Annotated in this window: 2 protein-coding genes (1 of these 2 cut by a window edge); both read right to left on the minus strand. The window is 75.4% G+C overall.

The features are described from left to right. Positions 1 to 10515, minus strand: a complete 10515-nt coding sequence (locus ACFYZR_RS27285) for an SDR family NAD(P)-dependent oxidoreductase (protein ID WP_391914934.1) — start codon at positions 10513 to 10515, stop codon at positions 1 to 3. After that, positions 10512 to 23226 carry the end of a type I polyketide synthase gene (locus ACFYZR_RS27290; RefSeq protein ID WP_391914772.1) on the minus strand. It continues 15911 nt past the right edge of the window, so the window shows 12715 of its 28626 coding nt (coding positions 15912–28626); its start codon lies beyond the right edge, outside the window; it ends in the stop codon at positions 10512 to 10514. Before ACFYZR_RS27290 ends, ACFYZR_RS27285 begins: the two co-directional genes overlap by 4 nt.

Here is a 23226-nt window from a genome sequence, read left to right on the forward strand (position 1 = left end):
TCAGCGATCGCCCAGACGGCCGAGCTCGTTGTCGATGAAGTCGAAGATCTCGTCCTCACTGGCGGAGCCGATCCGCTCGGCCACCTCGGTGGCGGCGGCCTCGGCCTCGCTCCCCCGCCACTTCTCCAGCATCGTCAGCAGCCGGTTGGAGACGGCCGCCCTGGTGAGAGCGTCAGGTTCCGTGGAAGCGAGGGCGGAGTCGAGGCGGTCGAGCTCCGCGAGGAGGGAGGAGGAGGTGTCGGGGCCGTCCTCGCCCACGAGCTGCGAGACGAGGTGTTCGGCCAGGGAAACGGGGGTGGGGTAGTCGAAGGTCAAGGTGGCGGGCAGCCGCAGGCCCGTGGAGGCCGTCAGCCGGTTGCGGAGCTCGACGGCGGTCAGGGAGTCGAAGCCCAGGTCCTGGAACCCCTTCTTCGCCCCGATCGCCTCGGGCGAGGCGTGCCCGAGCACTCGTGCCGCCTCCGCCCTGACGAGCTCCACGGCGAAACGTACGCGCTCTTCTTCCCGTATTTCCCTCAACTGTCGCGCGAGCCCGGCGGCCGTCGCGGCACTGTCCCCGGCAGCCGAGGCCATCCGTCGGCCGCCCTTCACCAGGCCGCGCAGCAGCGGCGGCACCTCGCCCTGGGCCCGCCGGGCTCCGGAGGCCGGGCCGATCGGGACGACGTACGGCTCGTCGAGGCCGACGGCCGCGTCGAACAGCGCCAGACCCTGCGCGACCGTCAGCGGCGGCACTCCGGAGGCCGCGATCCGCTGCATGTCGGCCTGCGACAGCGCACCCGTCATACCACTCCCCTGCGCCCACGCCCCCCACGCCAGGGACTGGGCGGGAAGGCCGAGAAGACGGCGGTGGTGGGCGAGGGCGTCCAGGAAGACATTGCCCGCCGCGTAGTTGGCCTGGCCCGCGCTGCCCATCACACCGGAGATGGAGGAGTAGAGGACGAAGGCGGCGAGGTCGAGGTCCTTGGTGAGCTCGTGGAGGTGCCAGGCGGCGTCGGCCTTCGGACGCAGGACGGTCGCGAGGCGGTCCGGGGTCAGGGACGTGACGATGCCGTCGTCGAGGACACCGGCCGTGTGGATCACGGCGGTCAGCGGACGGGCGGACGGGACCCCGGCCAGCAGGCCCTTCACCTCGGCGCGGTCGGACGTGTCGCAGGCGACGAGCGTCGTCTCGGCGCCCAGGGCGGCCAGTTCGTCGACCAGCTCCGCAGCCCCCGGCGCCGCCGGGCCACGGCGGCTCGCCAGCAACAGGTGCCGCACACCGCGCTCGACCACCAGGTGCCGGGCCAGTACGCCGCCCAGGCCACCCGTGCCACCGGTGATCAGCACCGTGCCCGCCGTGTCCCATGTGCGTACCGCTGCCGGAGCATCCGGCTCCGGGACGGCGACGCGGGCCAGGCGGCCCACCCGCACCGCGCCGTCACGCACGACGAACTGGGCGTCGCCTGCCGCCAGCAGCCCCGGCAGAGCGGGCAGCAGCGGGGCGAGGTCGGCGGCCTCGTCGAGGTCTAGGTCGAGGTCGAGGAGGACGAACCGTCCGGGGTGCTCCGACTGCGCCGAGCGCACCAGGCCCCACACCGCGGCGGCCGCCGGATCACGAACGGCGTCCGTATTCGCCACGCCGGCGGAGATGGCGTCCCGGGTGACGAAGAGGAGGCGGGAAGCGGCGTGCCGGTTGTCGGCGAGCCAGTCCTGAACGAGCTGGAGGGCGTGGGCCGTCAGCCGGTGCACGGCGGCGGGTACGTCCTCGTCGCCGACGGCTGCGACGGGCACCACGACGAGGTCGGTGCCGGCCGGTACGTCGGTCAGGGAAGCGATCCCGTCGCTGCCGAGCGTCACGGACCGAAGCGCCTGCCGGGGGGCGGCGTCGGGCACCGGGATCCACTCCAGGCGCAGCAAGGCGCCCTGCTCCGCGCCGGCCCCGGTGGGGGCGTCGGCGACCGGCCGGGGGCGGAGCGTCAGCGTCTCCACCGACAGCACGGGAGCGCCGGTGGTGTCCACCGCCGCGACCGACACCGAGTCCCCGGCGGTCCGCGTGAGGCGGGCCCGTACGGCCGAGGCGCCGGCCGCGTGCAGCGAGACCCCCGACCACGACAGCGGGGACAGCTCTTCCTCGCCGTCCAGGCCCGCGAATTCCGCTGCCTGAGCGAGGGATTCCAGCAGGGCGGGGTGGATGCCGTAGTAGGGGGCGTCGGACGCGGCCTCGCCGGTCAGCTTCACCTCGACGTAGACCTTGTCGCCACGGGTCCAGAGGGTGGTGGACTCGTCACCCGTGTCGACGGCGACGGCGTCGGCGGGCGGCCAGATGGACGCGTCGAAGGGCACGATCTGCTCGCCGGAGTCGAGGATGCCGGAGGCGTGCTCGGTCCACGGGTCGTCGAGGGCGTCCTGGGGGCGGGAGTGGACGCGGATGGCGCGAGCCCCTGTCGCGTCCGGCGCGCCCGTCCACACCTGGAGCGCCAGCGCGGACTCACCGGTGAGGGCCAGGGGCGTGTGGACGGTCAGAGAGGTGACGCGGTCGCAGTCCACTTCGTCGCCGACGCGAACGGCCAGCTCCAGGAAGGCCGATACGGGGAAGTCGGTGGTCTCCGGGGAGAGCCGGCTCGTGAACAGCACCCCGTCGGAGTCGGCCAGCGGCACCGCGGCGCCCAGGAGCGGATGCCGTGCGGGCACCAGGCCGACGGACGAGACGTCGCCGGTGAGTGCGGCGGGGCGGGGCCAGAAGCGCTCGTGCTGGAAGGCGTACGTGGGCAGATCGACGCGCCGGGCGCCGGTCCCCGCGAACAGCTCGGCCCACGCGACGTCGACGCCGGACACATGGAGCCGGGCGAGGGCGGTGAGGAGGGCGGTCTCCTCGGGGCGGTCCTTGCGGAGGGCCGGGACGGAGACAGTCGCCTCGGTGGCGTCGAGCGTGTGCTGGGCGAGGGCGGTGAGGACACCGTCGGGGCCGAGCTCGAGGAAGGCGGTAGCGCCCGCCTCACTCAACGCACGGACACCGTCGGCGAAACGCACGGCCTCGCGGACATGCCGCACCCAGTAGTCGGCGGTGGCGACGAGCTCGGCCACAGCGAGCTCACCCGTCACATTGGAGATAAGAGGAATAGTCGGGGCCTGGAAGGACAGCCCCTCAATGGCCCGGCGGAAGTCCTCCAGCACCGGATCCATCAGCGGCGAATGGAACGCATGGCTCACCGACAGCCGCTGGGTCTTACGACCCTCGGCCGCCAGGCCCTCCGCGATCCGCAGAACAGCCGACTCCTCACCCGCGACGACGACAGCGTCCGGGCCATTGACGGCAGCGATCGAGACACCGGCGGTGAGACGAGGAGTGACCTCGTCCTCGGACGCCTGCACAGCCACCATCGCACCACCGGAAGGCAGCGCGTTCATCAAGCGGGCCCGCGCCGCGACGAGGGAACACGCGTCCTCAAGAGAGAACACACCGGCGACGTGCGCGGCAGCGATCTCACCGATCGAATGCCCCGCCACGAAGTCCGGCCGCACTCCCCACGACTCCACCAGCCGGAACAACGCCACTTCAAGTGCGAAAAGCGCCGGCTGAGTGAAACCCGTCCCGTTCAGCGCCTCGGCATCCTCACCGAACATCACCTCACGCAACCCGTCGAAACGAGCCACCACCTCGTCCAGCGCCCCCGCGAACACCGGGAACCGGGCGTACAACTCCCGCCCCATCCCCAGCCGCTGCGACCCCTGACCCGAGAACAGGAACGCCAGGGACCGGTCCGCGGCGACCCCGCGAGCCACCTCGTCCCCTGCCAGCAGGACCGCGCGGTGGTCGAGGACCGCCCTTCCCGTTGCCAGCGAAAAACCGACGTCAACGGCATCGTCGGCCGCTGAGGACGTCAGGCGCTGCAGCTGCTCCGCCAGCGCCTCCTCCGACTTGGCCGACACCACCCACGGCACCGGGCCACCCGGCGAAGCATCACGCTCGGCAACGGACTCGGGAGCCTGCTCGACGATGATGTGCGCGTTCGTGCCGCTGAGGCCGAACGACGACACACCCGCACGCCACGGACGCCCCACCTCCGGCCACGCCCGCGCCTCCGTCAGCAGCTCCACCGCACCCGCCGACCAGTCCACATGCGACGACGGCTCGTCGATGTGCAGGCTCTTCGGCAGGACACCGTGCCGCATCGACATGACCATCTTGATGATCCCGGCGACACCGGCGGCGGCCTGCGTGTGGCCGATGTTGGACTTCACCGAACCCAGCCACAACGGCCGGTCCGCGTCCCGCTCACGACCGTACGTCGCCAGCAACGCCTGCGCCTCGATCGGGTCACCCAGCGTCGTACCCGTACCGTGCGCCTCCACCGCGTCCACATCAGTCGCCGACAGGCCGGCGCTCGCCAGCGCCTGGCGGATCACCCGCTGCTGCGACGGACCGTTCGGCGCCGTCAGACCGTTCGACGCGCCGTCCTGGTTCACCGCCGAACCCCGCACCACGGCCAGCACCCGGTGACCGAGACGCTTCGCGTCCGACAGCCGCTCCAGCACCAGCACGCCCGCGCCCTCGGACCAGCCAGTGCCGTCGGCCGCGTCCGCGAACGCCTTGCAGTAGCCGTCCGTCGCCAGGCCGCCCTGGCGGCTGAAGCCCGAGAAGGTCATCGGCGTCGACAGGACCGTCACACCGCCGGCGAGGGCGAGGGAGCTCTCGCCGCTGCGGAGGGACTGGGCGGCGAGGTGGAGAGCGACGAGCGACGACGAGCAGGCCGTGTCGACCGTCACCGCCGGGCCCTCCAGCCCGAAGGTGTACGAGATCCGGCCGGAGATGACGCTGGTGGCGAGGCCTGTGCTGGCGTGGCCCTCGACGTCCTCGCGGGAGTTCATGACGAGCGTGGCGTAGTCCTGGCCCGTGGTGCCGACGAAGACGCCCGTCCGGCTGCCGCGCAGGGCCGTCGCGTCGATACCGGCCCGTTCGAACGCCTCCCAGGACGTCTCCAGCAGCAGCCGCTGCTGCGGGTCCATGGCCAGGGCCTCGCGCGGCGAGATGCCGAAGAACCCGGCGTCGAAGTCGGCGACGTCCTGGAGGAATCCGCCGCGCCGGGTCGCGCTGCCGCCCCGGTTCTCCGGGTCCGTGCCGAAGAGCGCCTTGAGGTCCCAGCCACGGTCGGTGGGGAAGCCGGCGATGCCGTCGCGGCCTTCGGCGAGCATCCGCCACAGGTCCTCGGGCGACCGGACGCCTCCGGGCATCCGGCAGGCCATGCCGACGATGGCGATGGGGTCGTCGGCGACGGCGGGGGCCGTGGCAGGGATGCCGGCGCCGCTGTCCTCGTGCTGGTCGAGCAGCTCGGCCATGAGGTGGCTGGCGAGGGTGGCCGGGGTGGGGTAGTCGAAGATCAGGGTCGCGGTGAGCCGCAGGCCGGTGGCGGTGGTGAGCCGGTTGCGGAGCTCCACCGCCGTCAGGGAGTCGAAGCCGAGCTCGCGGAACTCCCGGCCCGCCTCGACCTGCCGTGCCGAGGTGTGCCCGAGGACGGCGGCCGCCTCGGTCCGTACGAGGTCGGTCATCGAGCGGAGCGCGTCCGCCTCCCCCAGCCCGGACAGCCGGAGGCTGAGGGCGGCCGCCGTACCGGCGCCGCCCGCCGCCGTCGCGGCCGTTCGCCGGCCGCCTCGGACCAGGCCGCGCAGCAGCGGGGGTACGACGCCCGGGGCGCGCCCGTCGCGGCGGGCGGGGCCGATCGGGACGACGTACGGCTCGTCGAGGCCGACGGCGGCGTCGAACAGCGCCAGGCCCTGTTCGACCGTCAGCGGGGGCACTCCGGAGGCCGCGATGCGCTGCATGTCGGCCTGCGACAGCGCGCCCGTCATACCGCTCGACTGCGCCCACGCGCCCCACGCGAGGGACTGGGCGGGAAGACCGAGAAGACGGCGGTGGTGGGCGAGGGCGTCCAGGAAAACGTTGCCCGCCGCGTAGTTGGCCTGTCCGGCGCCGCCCATCACGCCGGAGACCGACGAGAAGAGGACGAACGCGGCCAGGTCGAGGCCCTTGGTGAGCTCGTGGAGGTGCCAGGCCGCGTCGGCCTTCGGGCGGATGACGGCCGAGAGCCGGTCCGGGGTGAGGGAAGTGATGACACCGTCGTCGAGGACACCGGCCGTGTGGACCACGGCGGTCAGCGGACGATCAGCCGGGATCCCGGCCAGCAGGCGCTCGACGGCATCCCGGTCCGCCGTGTCGCACGCCTCGACGGTCACTTCCGCGCCGAGGGCGGCCAGTTCGTCGACCAGTTCCGTCGCCCCCGGCGCCGCCGGGCCACGACGGCTCGCCAGCAACAGGTGCCGCACACCGCGCTCGACCACCAAATGCCGGGCCAGCAGGCCGCCCAGGCCACCCGTGCCACCGGTGATCAGCACCGTGCCCGCCGTGTCCCATGTGCGTACCGCTGCCGGAGCGTCCGGCTCCGGGACGGCGACGCGGGCCAGGCGGCCCACCCGCACCGCGCCGTCACGCACGACGAACTGGGCGTCGCCTGCCGCCAGCAGCCCCGGCAGCTGGGGCAGTACGGAAACAAGATCAGCGTCGGCATCGAGGTCGATCAGGGCCAAGCGGTCCGGGTGTTCGGTCTGTGCCGAGCGCACCAGGCCCCACACGGCGGCGGCCGCGAGATCGTCCCCGGCCGTCGCGCCCCGCGTCACGAACACCAGTCGTGCGTCCGCGAACCGCTCCGCCGCCAGCCACTCCCCCACCAGGCCGAGCGCCCGGGCCGTCAGCTCGTGCACGGCGCCGGGCACGTCGGTCGCTTCGCCCGCCCCCAGCGGGGCGAGCACCAGCTCCGTCCCGTCCGGTACGGCGGCCAGGGCCTCGGCGGCCGTCCCGGCGCCCAGCGTCGCGCGGCTGATCTCCCGGTGCTCCGACCGCTCCTCCGGTGCCGGGACCCAGTCCAGCCGCAGCAGGGATCCGTGCTCCGTGGCGCCGCCCCTGCGGTCCACGGTCCCGGCCCGGTCGTGCAGCACCAGCGTGCTCGCCGACAGGACCGGCGCCCCCTCGGTGTCGGTGACGGCCACGGAGGCGGTGTCCTCGGCGGTCCGGGTGACGCGTATCCGTACCGCCGACGCGCCCCCGGCGTGCAGGGACACCCCGGACCACAGCAGCGGAACGAGCTCGTCGGCCCGGCTGCCGTCCGGGGCCGTGATCGCGAGGGCCTGGGTGACGGCGGTCAGCAGCGCGGGGTGGAGCCCGAACGCCCCGGCGTCGTCCGTGACGTCGGCGGGGAGGGCGGCTTCCACGAAGATGTCGGCGTCCCGCGTCCAGATCGCGCGGACGGTCCGGAGGGCGGGGGCGCATCCGGCCTTGTCGTAGTACCCCGCCAGGACGTCGGTGTCGACGTTGGTGGCGTCGCGCGGCGGCCACTCGTCGGTGCCGAAGTCCGCGACGCGCTCGCCGGGGCTCAGGACGCCGTGCGCGTGCTCCGTCCAGGTCTGGTCGGGGGCGTCGGCGAGCTGGGAGTAGACGGACACCTTCCGGGCGCCCGCCGGGTCGGGGGCGCCGACCCAGACCTGGAGGAGGACGGCGTGCTCGTCGTCCAGGGCGAGCGGTTCGGTCAGGGTGAGTTCGTCGACGCGGCCGTAGCCGACCTGGTCGCCCGCGCGGATGGCGAGCTCCACGTACGCGGCGGCCGGGAAAGCGGTGCCGTCGGCGAGCCAGGGGTGGGTGCGGGCGGTGAGCCTGCTGGTGAACAGCACGCCGTCGAGGCCGGCCAGGGACACGGCCGCGCCGAGCAGCGGGTGGCCGGCGGGGGTGAGGCCGGCGGCGGACACGTCGCCGGCGACGGCGGCGGGCTTGGGCCAGAACCGCCGGTGCTGGAAGGCGTACGTGGGGACGTCCACGCGGCGGGCGCCCGTGCCGTCGAACCACGTGGCCCAGTCCACCGCGACTCCCGCCACATGCAGCCGGGCGAGCGCGGTGAGCAGGGAGCGCTCCTCCGCCCGGTTCCGGCGCAGGGCGGTGAGGGCGACCGGGGTGCTGATACCGGTGTCGTCGAGGCTGTGCTGGGCCATGGCCGTCAGCACGCCGTCGGGGCCGAGTTCCAGGAAAGCGGTGGCGCCTTCGGCCGCCAGCGTCCGGACGCCGTCTGCAAAGCGGACGGTCTCGCGGACGTGCCGGACCCAGTACTCGGGCGTGCACAGCAGTTCCGCCGTCGCGATCCGGCCCGTCACGTTCGACACGACCGGGATGCGCGGCGGCTGGAAGGACAGCCCGGCCAGGGCCTGCCGGAAGTCCTCCAGCATGGGGTCCATGAGCGGCGAGTGGAAGGCGTGGCTCACCGACAGCCGCTGGGTCTTGCGGCCCTCGGCGGCGAACTTCTCGGCGATGCGGGGCACCGCTGTCTCGTCGCCCGCGATGACGACGGCGTCCGGGCCGTTGACGGCCGCGATGGACACGCCGTCGACCAGGCGCGCCGCGACCTCGTCCTCGGACGCCTGGACGGCGACCATCGCCCCGCCGGCGGGCAGCGCGCCCATCAGCCGGGCCCGGGCCGCCACCAGCGCGCACGCGTCGTCGAGGGACAGCACGCCCGCGACGTGCGCGGCCGCGACCTCACCGATCGAGTGGCCCGTGACGTAGTCGGGGCGCACTCCCCAGGACTCGATCAGCCGGTAGAGGGCCACTTCGAGTGCGAAGAGCGCGGGCTGGGCGAAACCGGTCCCGTCCAGCACGGCCGCGTCGCCGTCGAACATGACCTCCCGCAGCGGGCGCTCCAGTTCGCCGTCGAGGCGGGCCGCCACGGCGTCCAGGGCCTCGGCGAAGACGGGGAAGCGGGCGTACAGTTCGCGGCCCATGCCCACCCGTTGCGATCCCTGGCCGGTGAAGAGCACCGCCAGGGGGCGGCCGCCGACGGCCGCGCGGCCGCGCGCGGCCTCGGACAGCGAGCCGTCCGGGCCGGCCAGGAGGACCGCGCGGTGGTCGAAGGCCGACCGGCCCGTGGCGAGCGAGTGGCCGACGTCCACGGGCGTGGCGGTCCCGGCCAGGGCGGCCACCCGCTCCAGCTGGGCGGCCAGCGCCTCCTCGGACTTGGCGGACACCGGCCAGGGCACCACACCGGGCCGGACCACGGGTGCCTCCGGTGCCCCGGCGGGCTCGGCCCCGACCGGCTCCGGCTCGGTGGCCTGTTCCAGGATCACGTGCGCGTTCGTCCCGCTGATGCCGAAGGAGGACACGCCCGCGCGCCACGGCCTGTCGGCCTCGGGCCAGGGCCTCGCGTCCTTGAGGAGTTCCACCGCTCCCACAGCCCAATCCACGTGTGTCGAGGGCCGTTCCGCGTGGAGGGTGCGCGGCAGCACGCCCCGGCGCATGGCCATGACCATCTTGATGACTCCGGCGACGCCGGCGGCCGCCTGCGCGTGGCCGATGTTGGACTTCACCGAGCCCAGGAGCAGCGGCCGTCCGGTGTCCCGGCCCTGGCCGTAGGTGGCGAGGAGGGCCTGGGCCTCGATGGGGTCGCCGAGCGGGGTGCCCGTGCCGTGGCCCTCCACGGCGTCGACGTCCGCGGCGTTGAGTCCGGCGGCGGCCAGCGCCTGGCGGATGACGCGCTGCTGGGCGGGGCCGCTGGGGGCGGTGAAGCCGTTGGAGGCGCCGTCCTGGTTGACGGCCGAGCCCCGGACGACCGCCAGCACCGGGTGACCGTTGCGGCGGGCGTCGGAGAGGCGTTCGACGAGGAGCATGCCGACGCCCTCGGACCAGCCGGTGCCGTCGGCGGTGTCCGCGTAGGCCTTGCAGCGGCCGTCGGCGGCGAGGCCGCCCTGGCGGCTGAACTCCATCAGGGAGCCCGGTGACGACATGACGTTGACGCCACCGACGAGGGCGAGTGAGCACTCGCCGGCCCGGAGGGCGTGGACGGCGGAGTGCAGGGCCACGAGGGAGGAGGAGCAGGCCGTGTCGACGGTGACCGCCGGTCCTTCGAGGCCGAGGGTGTAGGAGAGCCGTCCGGAGGTGGCGCTGGCGGCGATGCCGGTGCCGATGTCGCCGGTGGCGTCGGCGAGGGACCGTACGAGGAGGTAGGCGTAGTCCTGGCCGTTGGTGCCGACGAACACGCCGGTGCGGCTGCCGCGCAGCGTGGCCGGGTCGATGCCGGCGCGCTCGATCGCCTCCCAGGACGTCTCCAGCAGCAGGCGCTGCTGGGGGTCCATGGTGACGGCCTCGCGCGGTGAGATGCCGAAGAAGTCGGCGTCGAAGTCGGCCGCGCTGTCGAGGAACCCGCCCTCCTGGCTGACGCTGTTGCCGCGCTTGTCGACGCCGGCGTCGCGCAGGGCCGCCAGGTCCCAGCCCCGGTCGGTGGGGAAGCCGGAGATGGCGTCCCCACCGGCGGCCACGAGGTCCCAGAGATCCTCCGGGGAACGCACGCCGCCGGGGTAGCGGCAGCTCATCGCGACGATGGCGACGGGCTCGTTGGCGGCGGCCACCAGGGCGCGGTTCTGGCGGCGCAGGTGCTCGGTCTCCTTGAGGGAGGCCCGGAGAGCTTCGACTACTTTTTCGCTGGGCGTGGTCATGTTCCGCTCTCTCAGCCTTCGGTCCGTGAGTCCGGCGTGTCGTCGTCGTTGGAGCCAGTGGTGCCGGGGGTGCCCGGGGTGCCGTCCAGCGCCGCCCGGACGAGGGCGTCGACGTCCATCTCGTCGATCGATTCCGCGTAGCCGTCCGGTTCCGTCGCCCCGGTGGTGCCGTCGTCGGCCGCGGCCGTGGTGGCGGCGAGCCTCAGCAGGGGTTCCAGCACGCCGATCTCGCGCAGCTGGGCCACGGAGACGGAGGCGAGCAGGGCCCGGATGCCGGCCTGGTCGAGGCCGTCGTCGGTCCCGCCGTCCGTCGTGCCGTCGCCGTGGCCGGCGTCGGGCAGCAGCTCGCGCAGAATGTGGGCGGCCAGGTCGACGGGGGTGGGGTGGTCGAAGACGAGCGTGGCGGCCAGGGTCAGCCCGGTCGCGGCCGTGAGCTGGTTGCGCAGTTCGACGGCGGCGAGGGAGTCGAAGCCGAGGTCCCTGAAGGCCCGGTCGGGGCCGACGGCGTCGGCGTCGGTGTGGCCGAGGACGGCGGCGGCCCGGGTCCGTACGACGTTCAGGACGGTCTCGGTGCGCTGTGCCGTGCTCCGGCCCGCGAGCTTCTCGCGCAGGGCGGCGCCGTCCGCCCCCGGTGCGGTGGCGTCGCCGCCGGTCCCGGCCGGGGCCGGGTCGCCGGCGGGGGCGAGCTCCGCGAGGAGGGGGCTGGGCCGTACGGCGGTGAAGGCCCGTACGAACCGGGCGGGTTCGACGTCGGCGACGACCTCCGTCGGCCCGTTCTCCATGACCGCCCGGCGCAGCGCGGCGACCGCGAGGCGCGGGTCCAGCGGCCGGATGCCGGTGCGCTGGGCGGCGGCGGTCGCGCGGGCGTCGGCGGCCATGCCGCCGCCGGCCCAGGCGCCCCAGGAGATGGAGGTGGCGGCCAGGCCCTCGGCACGGCGCCGCTCGGCGAGGGCGTCGAGGAGGGCGTTGGCGGCGGCGTAGTTGGCCTGGCCGGGGTTGCCGACGGTGGCGGACGCCGAGGAGAACAGGGCGAACACCGTGAGCCCGAGGTCCCGGGTCAGGTCGTGGAGGGCCAGGGCCGAGGCGGCCTTGGCGCGGTGGACGGCCGCGAACCGCTCGGGGGTCAGGCCGTCGATGACGCCGTCGTCGAGGACGCCCGCCGCGTGGACGACGCCGGTCAGCGGGGCGCTGTCCGGGACGTCCGCGAGCAGCGCGGCGAGCGCGGCGCGGTCGGCCGTGTCGCAGGCGGCGAGGGTGACCTCGGCGCCCAGGGCGGCCAGTTCGGCCCGCAGGTCCTCGGCGCCGGGCGCTTCGGCGCCCCGGCGGCTGACGAGCAGCAGATGGTGCGCGCCCGCTTCGGCGAGGCCGCGTGCCACGTGGGCGCCGAGGGCGCCGGTGCCGCCGGTGATCAGGACGGTGCCGGTGGGCTGCCATTCCCGTACGGGCCCGTCGGCCGGTACGGGCACGAGCCGGCGGCCGAAGACGGCGGAGGGCCGGACGGCGAGCTGGTCCTCGCCGCCGGAGCCGGCGAGGAGTGCGGCGAACCGGTCCGCGGACCGCTCGTCGAGGGTCTCCGGCAGGTCGATCAGGCCGCCCCAGCGGCGCGGGTGCTCCAGTGCGGCGACCCGTCCCAGGCCCCAGACGCCGGCCTGGGCGAGGCCCGGTACCGGCTCGGCGGGCGAGACGGCGACCGCGCCGCGGGTGACGCACCACAGGGGCGCGTCGATCCCGGCGTCGCCGAGTGCCTGGACGAGGGCGGCGGTGAGCAGGGTGCCCTCGGGGACGCCATCGGTGTCGCCCGCGGCGGCGAGGGCGAGCAGGGAGAGGACTCCGGTGAACTCGCGTCCGTCGGCGGCCTGTTCCTTCAGCAGCGCGGCCAGGGAGTCCCGGTCGGCGCCGGTGACGTCCAGGCGTACGGCCCCGTCGCCGAGGCGGGCGAGGACGCCGGCGGCCCACGGCTCGTCGGCCCGTCCGGCGGGTACGACGGCGAGCCAGGTGCCGGCCGGGCGGCCGGAGGGCGCGGTGGCGGTCAGGGGCTTCCAGACGACGCGCTGGCGCCAGCCGTCCACGGTGGACCGTTCGGTCCGGCGGCGGCGCCAGTCGGCGAGCGCGGGCAGGACCTTGGCGAGGGCGTCGCCGTCGACGTCCAGCTCCGACTCCAGCGCCGCGAAGTCCTCGCCGCGCACGGCGGTCCAGAACGCCTCGTCCTCGCCCCGGGCGGGAGCGACAACGTCCGCGGGCCGGTGATCGGGCCAGAACCGCTGGTGCTGGAAGGGGTAGGTGGGCAGGTCCACGCGCCGGGCCGGGTCGCCCGCGCCGAGGACGGACGTCCAGCGCGGGGCCGTGCCGTCGGCGTGGAGCCGGGCCAGGGCGGTGAGCAGGGACGTCTCCTCGTCGCGGCCCTTGCGCAGCGCCGGTACGGTCAGCGCCTCGGCCGACGCGGCGTCCAGGGTGTCCTGGGCCATGGCGCAGAGCACACCGTCGGGGCCGATCTCCAGGAAGCGGGTGACGCCGCGCCCGGTCAGGGCGCCGACGCCGTCGCCGAACCGTACGGCCTCGCGGACGTGCCGCACCCAGTACTCGGGCGAGCACAGCTCTTCGCCGGTCGCCAGGTCGCCGGTGAGGCAGGACACGAGCGGGAGCGCCGGCGCCGCGTACGTCACGCGGCGGGCGGCCCGTCGGAAGTCCTCGAGTACGGCGTCCATGTGCAGGGAGTGAAACGCATGGCTGACCAGCAAACGCCTAGTCTTGCGGCCGTCGGCGGCGAACTGCTCCGCGACGGCGAGCACGGCGGCCTCGTCGCCCGACAGGACGACCGCCCGCGGCCCGTTGACGGCGGCGACGGACACTCCGTCGACCCCGGTCAGGTGCGCGGTGACCTCGGCCTCGGTCGCCTGGACCGCGACCATGGCACCGCCGGTGGGCAGCGCGTTCATCAACCGGGCGCGGGCCGCGACGAGGGAACACGCGTCCTGAAGGGAGAAGACGCCCGCGATGTGCGCGGCGGCGATCTCACCGATGGAGTGGCCGGCGACGAGGTCGGGGCGGATGCCCCAGGACTCCACCAGCCGGAACAGCGCCACTTCGAGGGCGAAGAGCGCGGGCTGGGTGAAGCCCGTGTCGTTCAGCGCGTCGCCGTCCCCGTCGAACATCACGTCGCGCAGCGGCCGGTCCAGTTCGGCGTCGAAGTGGGCGGTCACCGCGTCCAGCGCCTCGGCGAAGACGGGGAACCGCTCGTACAGCTCCCGGCCCATGCCCGCGCGCTGCGAGCCCTGGCCGGAGAAGAGGAACGCGAGCTTTCCGGCGCGGCCCGCCGTGCGGCCCCGGACGACGCGCGGGCCGTCCTGGCCGTCGGCGAGGGCCGTCAGGCCCTCCAGCAGCTCGTCGCGGCTCGCGGCCAGGACCGTGGCCCGGTGCTCGAAGGACGACCGGGTCGTCGCCAGGGCCCGGGCCAGGTCGGCGACGGTCAGCTCCGGGCGGGCCGTCAGATGGGCGCCCAGACGGGCGGCCTGGGCCTTGAGGGCCTCGGGTGCCGCCGCCGAGACGGGTACGGGCAGCAGGACCGGCCCGTCCTCGGGCGCACCGGTCGCGGCCTGGCCGGTCGGCTCCGGCTGTTCGATGATGACGTGCGAGTTGGTGCCGCTGGCGCCGAAGGCCGAGATGCCGGCCCGGCGTACGCGGCCCGTCTCCGGCCAGTCGGCGCGCTCGGCGAGCAGCTCGACCGCGCCGGCCGACCAGTCCACGTGGGTGGACGGCTCGTCGATGTGCAGGGTCCGGGGCAGGACGCCGTGGCGCATGGCCATGACCATCTTGATGACGCCCGCGACACCGGCGGCGGCCTGGGTGTGGCCGAGGTTGGACTTCACCGAGCCGAGCAGCAGGGGCCGCTCCTCCGGCCGGTCCTGGCCGTAGGTCGCGAGCAGCGCCTGGGCCTCGATCGGGTCGCCGAGGGTGGTGCCCGTGCCGTGGGCCTCCACCGCGTCCACGTCGGCGGCCGTCAGCCCGGCGTTCGCCAGGGCACGGCGGATGACGCGGCGCTGGGAGGGGCCGTTGGGGGCGGTCAGGCCGTTGGAGGCGCCGTCCTGGTTGATGGCCGAGCCGCGCAGGACGGCCAGTACCTCGTGGCCGTTGCGGCGGGCGTCGGAGAGCCGCTCCAGGACGAGGACGCCCACGCCCTCCGACCAGCCGGTGCCGCCGGCGGACGCCGCGAAGGCGCGGCAGCGGCCGTCGGCCGACAGGGCGCCCATCTCGCCGAACTCGATGAAGTTCACCGGGGTGGACATGACCGTCACACCGCCCGCGAGGGCGAGCGGGCACTCGCCGTTGCGCAGCGACTGGGCGGCCAGGTGCAGCGCGACCAGGGACGAGGAGCAGGCCGTGTCGACGCTGACCGACGGGCCCTCCAGGCCGAAGGTGTAGGACAGCCGGCCGGAGAGCAGGCTGGCCGACTGGGCGGTCTGCGCGTGGCCGAGCTGGCCCGCCTCGGGGCGGTAGTCGCCGGTGCCGCCGCCGATGAAGACGCCGGTGTCGCCGCCGCGCAGGGCGGCCGGGTCGATGCCGGTGCGCTCCAGGGCCTCCCAGGCGGCCTCCAGCACGATGCGCTGCTGCGGGTCCATGACCATGGCCTCGCGCGGCGAGATGCCGAAGAAGCCGGGGTCGAAGTCCGCGACGTCGTAGAGGAAGCCTCCCTCGCGGGTGACGCTGCGGCCCCGGCCGTCCCGGTCGCCGTGGAGCATGCGGTCCAGGTCCCAGCCCCGGTCGTCGGGGAAGCCGCCGATGGCGTCCACCTCCCCGGCGACGAGCTCCCACAGGTCCTCGGGCGAGCGGACCCCGCCCGGGTAGCGGCAGCTCATGCCGACGATGACGATCGGGTCGTCGGCGCCGGCGGACGCGGCCGGCACGGCGGCGCGGCGCTCGTCCTCGTCGTGCCCGCCGAGGAGTTCGGCGAGCAGGTGGGCGGCGAGGGCGTCGGCCGTCGGGTAGTCGAAGACCAGGGTGGCGGGCAGGGTGAGCCCGGTGGCCGTGGCGAGCTGGTTGCGGAGGTCGACGGCGGTCAGCGAGTCGAAGCCCAGGTCGCGGAAGGCCTGCGCGGAGGGTACGTCCGCCGGGTCGGCGAAGCCGAGCACCGCGGCGACCTCGGCGCGGACCAGGGAGAGCAGCGCCTCGGCCCGGTCGCCCTCGGCGAGGGCGGCCAGTTCGGCGCGCAGGGCGGTCGCGGCGTCCTGCGCGCCGTCCTTGGGCTCCGTCAGGGCCTCGCGGGCCTCGGGCAGTTCGGTGAAGAGGGCGGTGGGCCGGGTGCGGCCGAAGACCGGGGCGAACCGGTCCCAGGCCACGTCGGCGACCGTCACCGCGACGTCCTCGCCGTCCACGGACAGGGCGAGCGCGGCGAGCGCGCGGCCCGGGTCCATGGCGGGCAGGCCGTTGGCGCGCAGGTGGGCGGCCAGGCCGTCCGGGGTGGTGTCGGCCCAGGCGCCCCAGGACACCGACAGGCCGTGCAGACCGCTCGCCCGGCGGCGGTGGGCCACGGTGTCGAGGAAGGCGCTCGCGGCGGCTCCGGCGCCCTGGCCGCTGACGCCCCAGACGCCGGCGATGGAGGCGAAGAGGACGAACGCCACGTTCGCCGCGTCGTCTCCGGCGGCCGCCTCGACGGCGGTCTCCAGGCCCGCGACGTCGGCGCGGAGCGCGGCGAGGTACGCGGCCGGGTCCGGGTCGGGTCCGGTGTCCCGGCCCGTGTGGACGACGGTGGTCAGCGGCCGGCCGGCGGGGACCGAGGCGAGTGCCGCCGCCAGGGTCCCGCCGTCGGCGAGGGAGCCGGTCGCGACCGTCAGCCCGGCGCCCAGCCCGGCGAGTTCGGCCTCCAGTGCCGCCTCGGCGGAGGCGTCCGGTGCCGTGGCGCCGACGAGCAGCACGTGCCGGGCCCCGCGCTCGGCGAGCCAGCGGGCGGTGTGGCCGCCGAAGCCGGCCGGGCCGCCGGTGACCAGCGCCGTGCCCGAGGGCCGCCACGCGTCGGACGCGGTGTGGGCAGCGACGCGCACGAGCCGCCGGCCGAGGAGGCCGGAGGAGCGCAGCGCCAGCTGGTCCTCGCCGCCTGTGCCCGCCAGGGCGGCGCGGAAGCGGTCCGCGCCGCGCCGGTCGAGGACGTCGGCGACGTCGACGATGCCGCCCCAGCGCTCGGGGTGCTCCAGGCCCATGACCCGGCCGAGGCCCCACACGGCGGCCCCGGCGTCGTCGGCGACCGCCTCGGAGCGGCCGGTCGCGACGGCGCCCCGGGTGACGCACCACAGGGGCGCGTCGATGCCGGCGTCCGCGAGGACGCGCAGGAGTTCGTCGGGCGTGGTCGTCGTGAGCAGGGAGACGACACCGGTGACGCCTTCCGCGGCGAGCCCGCCGAGGCGCTCGGCCAGGGCCGCGTGTTCGTCCGTTCCCGCCTCGACGCGTACGGCGTTCTCGCCGAGCGCGTCCGCCAGCGCGGAGACGTACGGGTCGTCGGCGTGGCCCGCCGGGACCAGTGCCAGCCAGGTGCCGGTCAGGGTGCTCACGCCCGGGACCGCCAGCGGGCGCCAGGTCACGCGGTACCGCAGGCCGTCGGCGGCCGACCGCTCGGCGCGCTTGCGGCGCCAGGACGACAGGGCCGGTACGAGGGCCGACAGCGCGGCGTCGTCCAGCTCCAGCTCGGCCGACAGCGACGAGAGGTCCTCGCGCTCCACGGCCGACCAGAAGGCGGCGTCCACCGGATCCCGGTCGCCCGCCTCGCCGTGGCCGGCGGCCGTCGCGCGCTCCGGCCAGTACCACTGGCGCTGGAAGGCGTACGTCGGCAGCGGCGTCCGGCGGGCGCCCGTGCCCGCGAACCAGGCCGCCCAGTCCAGGGGGACCCCGGCCACGTACAGCCGGGACAGGGCGGTGAGGAGAGCGGTCTCCTCGGGGCGGTCCTTGCGCAGGGCGGACGCGGCGACCACGGACCCGGTGCCGTCGAGGCTGTGCTGGGCGAGGGCGGTGAGCACACCGTCGGGGCCGAGCTCCAGGAAGGCCGTCGTGCCTTCGGCGGCGAGCGTACGGACGCCGTCGGCGAAGCGGACGGTCTCCCGGACGTGCCGCACCCAGTAGTCGGCGGTGCACAGCAGCTCCGCCGCCGCGATCCCACCGGTCACGTTGGACACGACGGGAACGCTCGGTGCCCGGTACGACAGGCCCGCCGCGACCCGGCGGAAGTCCTCCAGCATGGGGTCCATGAGCGGCGAGTGGAAGGCGTGGCTGACGGAGAGCCGCTGGGTCTTGCGGCCCTCGGCGGCGAGGCCCTCGGCGATCCGCAGAACGGCCGTTTCCTCACCGGCGATGACGACGGCGTCGGGGCCGTTGACAGCGGCGATCGAGACGCCCTCGACCAGCCGCCCCACGACCTCGTCCTCGGACGCCTGCACGGCGACCATCGCACCACCGGAAGGCAGCGCGCTCATCAACCGCGCACGCGCCGCCACGAGGGCACACGCGTCCTGAAGGGAGAACACACCCGCGACGTGCGCGGCGGTGATCTCACCGATCGAATGACCGGCGACGAAGTCCGGCCGCACTCCCCACGACTCCACCAGCCGGAACAACGCCACTTCGAGCGCGAAGAGCGCGGGCTGGGTGAAGCCGGTCTCGTTCAGCACGTCGGCGTCGTCGCCGAACATGACGTCCCGCAGCGGCCGTTCCAGCTCGCGGTCGAAGTACGCCGCCACCTCGTCCAGCGCCTCGGCGAAGACGGGGAACCGCTCGTACAGCTCCCGGCCCATGCCCGCGCGCTGCGAGCCCTGGCCCGAGAAGAGGAACGCCTGCTTGCCCGCCACGTCCCCGGCGGCGCCGCGCGCGACCTCCCGGGCGCCCTCGCCGTCGGCGAGCAGCACCGCGCGGTGGGTGAGGGCCGCCCGGCCCGTGGCCAGGGAGAAGCCGATGTCCGTCGCGTCCCGGCCCGTTCCGGCGAGGGCGGCGATCCGCTCGGTCTGCGCGGCCAGCGCGGCCTCGGAGCGGGCCGAGACCACCCACGGCACGAGGCCGGGAGCCCGCTCCGCCGACGGCTCCTGAGCCACGGGCTCGTCCGGTGCCTGCTCGACGATGACGTGGGCGTTGGTGCCGCTGACGCCGAAGGCGGACACGCCCGCCCGGCGCGGGCGGCCGGTCTCCGGCCAGGCCCGGTGCTCGGTCACCAGCGACACGGTCCCGTCCGACCAGTCGACGTGCGAGGACGGGGCGTTGACGTGCAGTGTGCGCGGCAGTTCGCCGTGGCTCATCGCCAGGACCATCTTGATGACGCCCGCGACGCCGGCCGCCGCCTGGGTGTGGCCCAGGTTGGACTTGACGGCGCCGAGCAGCAGCGGCTGTCCGGGCCGGCGGTCCCGGCCGTAGGCGGCGATGAGGGCGTGCGCCTCGATGGGGTCGCCGAGGGTGGTGCCGGTGCCGTGGGCCTCCACGGCGTCGACGTCGGCCGGGGCGAGGCCGCCGTCGGTGAGGGCCTGGCGGATGACGCGCTGCTGGGCGCGGCCGTTGGGGGCGGTCAGGCCGTTGGAGGCGCCGTCCTGGTTGACGGCGCTGCCGCTGACGACCGCGAGGACGTCGTGCCCGTTGCGGCGGGCGTCGGAGAGCCGCTCCAGGACGAGGACGCCCACGCCCTCGGACCAGCTGGTGCCGTCGGCCGCGTCGGAGAAGGCCTTGCAGCGGCCGTCGGGGGCGAGCCCGCCCTGCGCGGTGAACTCGGCGAAGGCGTCCGGGCTGGACATCACCGACACGCCGCCGGCCAGGGCCAGCGTCGACTCGCCCGAGCGCAGCGAGTTCGCGGCCATGTGGAGGGCGACGAGCGAGGAGGAGCAGGCGGTGTCGACGGTGACGGCCGGGCCCTCCAGGCCGAGGGCGTAGGAGAGGCGGCCGGACATGACGCTGGCGGTGTTGCCGGTGGCGACGTGGCCGCGGACGTCGGCGGTGCCGGCGCGCAGCAGGTTGACGTAGTCCTGGCCGTTGGTGCCGACGAACACGCCGGTCCGGCTGCCGCGCAGGGACGTCGGGTCGATGCCCGCGCGTTCGAAGGCCTCCCAGGTGGTCTCCAGCAGCAGGCGCTGCTGCGGGTCCATGGCGAGGGCCTCGCGCGGCGAGATGCCGAAGAACGCGGCGTCGAAGAGGCCGACGCCCTCCAGGAAGCCGCCTTCGAGGGTGGCGGAGCCGCCCTGGGCCAGGCGCTCCAGGTCCCAGCCGCGGTCGGCCGGGAAGCCGGAGATGGCGTCCTCGCCGCCGGACAGGAGCCGCCACAGGTCCTCGGGGGAGGCGATCCCGCCGGGGAAACGGCAGTTCATGCCGACGATGACTACGGGATCGTCGTCGACGGCGGCCCGTACGGCCGGGAGCGCGCCGCCCCCGTCCCCTTCGGGGAGGTCGCCGAGGAGCTCGGTGAGGAGGAACCCGGCCAGTTCCTGCGGGGTGGGGTAGTCGTAGACGAGGGTGGCGGGCAGGCGCAGCCCGGTGGTGGCCGACAGGGCGTTGCGCAGTTCGACGATGGTCAGGGAGTCGAAGCCGAGGTCGGCGAAGGCCTGGTCGGCGGGGATGCTGTCGGCTCCGGCGTGGCCGAGGACGGCGGCGACGTGGCCGCGCAGCAGGTCCAGGACGAACCGGGGGCGCGCGGACTCGGCGAGTGCGGCGAGGCGTTGCCGCAGGTCCTCCTCGCCCGGGCCGCCCGCGAGGAGCGCGGTGCCCTGGGGCGCGGCGGTCACGACGGTGGCGGCCCGGAGCTCGGGGAGGTCGCCGATGAGGGTGCTGTGGCGGAAGGCCGCGGCGTAGCGGTCCCAGTCGATGTCCGCGACGGTCACGTTGGTGTCGTCGTGTTCGACGGCGTGTCGCAGGGCGGTGAGGGCGGTGGCGGGTGCCATGGGGGTGAAGCCGCCGCGCCGGACGCGGCCGTCGGCGAGTGTTCCGTCGCCTGCCATGCCGGTTCCGGCCCAGGGGCCCCAGGCGATGGAGGTCGCGGGCAGGCCCTGGGCGCGGCGGGCGGCGGCGAGGGCGTCGAGGTGGGCGTTGGCGGCGGCGTAGTTGCCCTGTCCGGCCGCGCCGAGGGTGCCGGCGGTGGAGGAGAACAGGACGAAGGCGGTCAGGTCCATCTCGCGGGTGAGCTCGTGGAGGTGGACCGCGGCGGTGGCCTTGGGGCCCAGGACGGCCGTGAACTTCTCGGTGGTGAGCGTGTCGACGACGCCGTCGTCGACCACTCCGGCGGTGTGGAACACCGCCGTGAGCGGGTGCTCGGCCGGGACGTCCGCGAGCAGCGCGGCGAGGGCGTCGCGGTCGGCCGTGTCGCAGGCGGCGAGGGTGACCTCGGCGCCCAGCGCGGCCAGTTCGGCCCGCAGGTCCTCGGCGCCGGGCGCGTCGGCGCCCCGGCGGCTGACGAGCAGCAGGTGGGGCGCGCCCGCTTCGGCGAGCATGCGGGCGACGTGGCCGCCCAGCGCTCCGGTGCCGCCGGTGACCAGGACGGTGCCGGTGGGGGTGTAGGGGCGGGGGGCGGTGGTGTCGCCGAGGGGGTGGTGTGCCAGGCGGCGGGCGTAGGTGGCGGTGGGGCGTACGGCGAGCTGGTCCTCGTGCCCGGCGCCGGACAGGACGCCCGCCAGGCGGCGCAGCGTGGCGTCGTCGAGGGTTTCGGGCAGGTCGACGAGGCCGCCCCAGCGCTCCGGGTGTTCGAGGGCGACGATGCGGCCGAGGCCCCAGAGGGCGGCCTGCGCGGGGTCGCCCGCGGGTTCGGTGCGGGTGACGGCGACGGCGGCGCGGGTGGCGCACCACAGGGGGGCGTCGATCCGGGCGTCGCCGAGCGCCTGGACGGCGGTCGCGGTGAGCGGCAGCCCGGCGAGTCCGCCGGGGGCGAGGGCGAGCAGGGACAGGACGCCGGTGAACTCCGTGCCGTCGGCGGTGAGTTCACGCAGGTGTTCGGCGAGCTCGGCGCGGTCGGGGCTGGTGATGTCGACGCGTACGGTCCCGGCGCCGAGGCCGTTGGCGAGCGTGTCGGCCCAGGCCCGGTCGGCGTCGGACATGGCGGCGTCGGGCGTGTCGCCGGGGGTGAGCAGCAGCCAGGTGCCCGTCGGGTGTGTCGTGGGGGCCTTGGTGAGGGGCTTCCAGGTGACGCGGTAGCGCAGGCCGTCGGCCGTGGAGTGCTCGCGGCGCTTGCGGCGCCAGGAGGACAGGGCGGGCACGACGGCGGTGAGGGTGGCGTCGTCGAGCTCCAGGGAGGAGCCCAGGGCCGTCAGGTCGGCGCGCTCGACGGCCGACCAGAACTCGGCGTCCACCGCGTCGGGCGTGCCCGCCGGGGCGGGGACGGCCGGCAGGGCGGTGGTGTCGGGCCAGTAGCGCTGCCGCTGGAAGGCGTAGGTGGGCAGGTCGACGCGCCGGGCGGGGGTGTCGAGGACGGCCGCCCAGTCGGGGCGTACGCCGTGGACGTGGAGCCGGGCGAGGGCCGTGGTCAGGGCGTGGGTCTCGGCGTGGTCGCGGCGCAGCGCGGGCACGGCGAGGGGGGGCGAGCCGGCGTCGAGGGTCTCGCGGACGGCGCCGGAGAGGATGCCGTCGGGGCCGAGTTCGAGGTGGGCGGTCACTCCCGCGGCGTCGAGGCGGCGTACGGCGTCGGCGAAGCGCACGGTGCGGCGGACCTGCCCGGCCCAGTAGGCGGGCGAGGCGGCCTCGTCGGCGGTGAGGAGTTCGCCGGTGACGGTGGAGACGAGGGGGATGGCGGGCGGCTGGAAGTCGAGTCCGGCCGCGACGCGCGTGAAGTCGTCCAGCATCGCGTCCATGCGGGGCGAGTGGAAGGCGTGGCTGACGCGCAGGCGCTTGGTCCTGCGGCCGAGGCCCGCGAAGTGCTCCTCGATCGCGCGGACCGCGTCGTCGTCGCCGGCGACGACGACGGAGGCGGGGGTGTTGACGGCGGCGAGGGAGACGCGGTCGTCCCGCCCGTCGAGCAGCGGCAGCACCTCCTCCTCGGTCGCCTGGAGCGAGCACATGGCGCCGCCCTCGGGCAGGGCGGCCATCAGCCGGCCGCGTGCCGCGACGAGCGTGCAGGCGTCCTCCAGGGAGAGCACGCCCGCGACGTGGGCGGCGGCGAGTTCGCCGATGGAGTGCCCGGCGAGGTAGTCGGGGCGCAGGCCCCAGGACTCCAGCAGCCGGAAGAGGGCGACTTCGAGGGCGAAGAGGGCGGGCTGGGTGTAGGCCGTGTCGTCCAGCAGGGCGGCCTCGTCGGTGCCCGGTTCGGCGAACAGGACGTCGCGCAGGGGCCGGTCGAGTTCGAGGTCGAAGCGGGCGAGGACGGCGTCGAGGGCCTCGGCGAAGACCGGGTGGCGGTCGTGGAGCTCGCGTCCGGTGCCGGGGCGCTGGCTGCCCTGGCCGGTGAAGAGGAACGCGAGGCGGCCGCGCCCGGACCGGCCGGTGAGCAGGGCGCCGTCGGGCGTGCCGTCCCGGAGGGCGGTCAGGGCCCGGTGGAGCGTGTCGCGGTCGTCGGCGACGATCGCGGCGCGGTGGTCGAGGGCGGTCCGTGCGGTGGCGAGCGCGTGGGCGAGGTCGGCGAGCGGCAGGGCGGGCTGCTCGTCCAGGTGGGACAGCAGGCGCCCGGCCTGGGCGCGCAGGCCCTCCTCCGTACGGCCGGAGAGCACCAGCGGCACGGTCGTGGGACCGGCCTCGGCTACCTCGGCCGGCTCCTGCGGCTCGTCCTCGACGGGCAGTTCGAGGACGGTGTGGACG

It is taken from the genome of Streptomyces sp. NPDC001678, assembly GCF_042892945.1.
Taxonomy (GTDB): domain Bacteria; phylum Actinomycetota; class Actinomycetes; order Streptomycetales; family Streptomycetaceae; genus Streptomyces.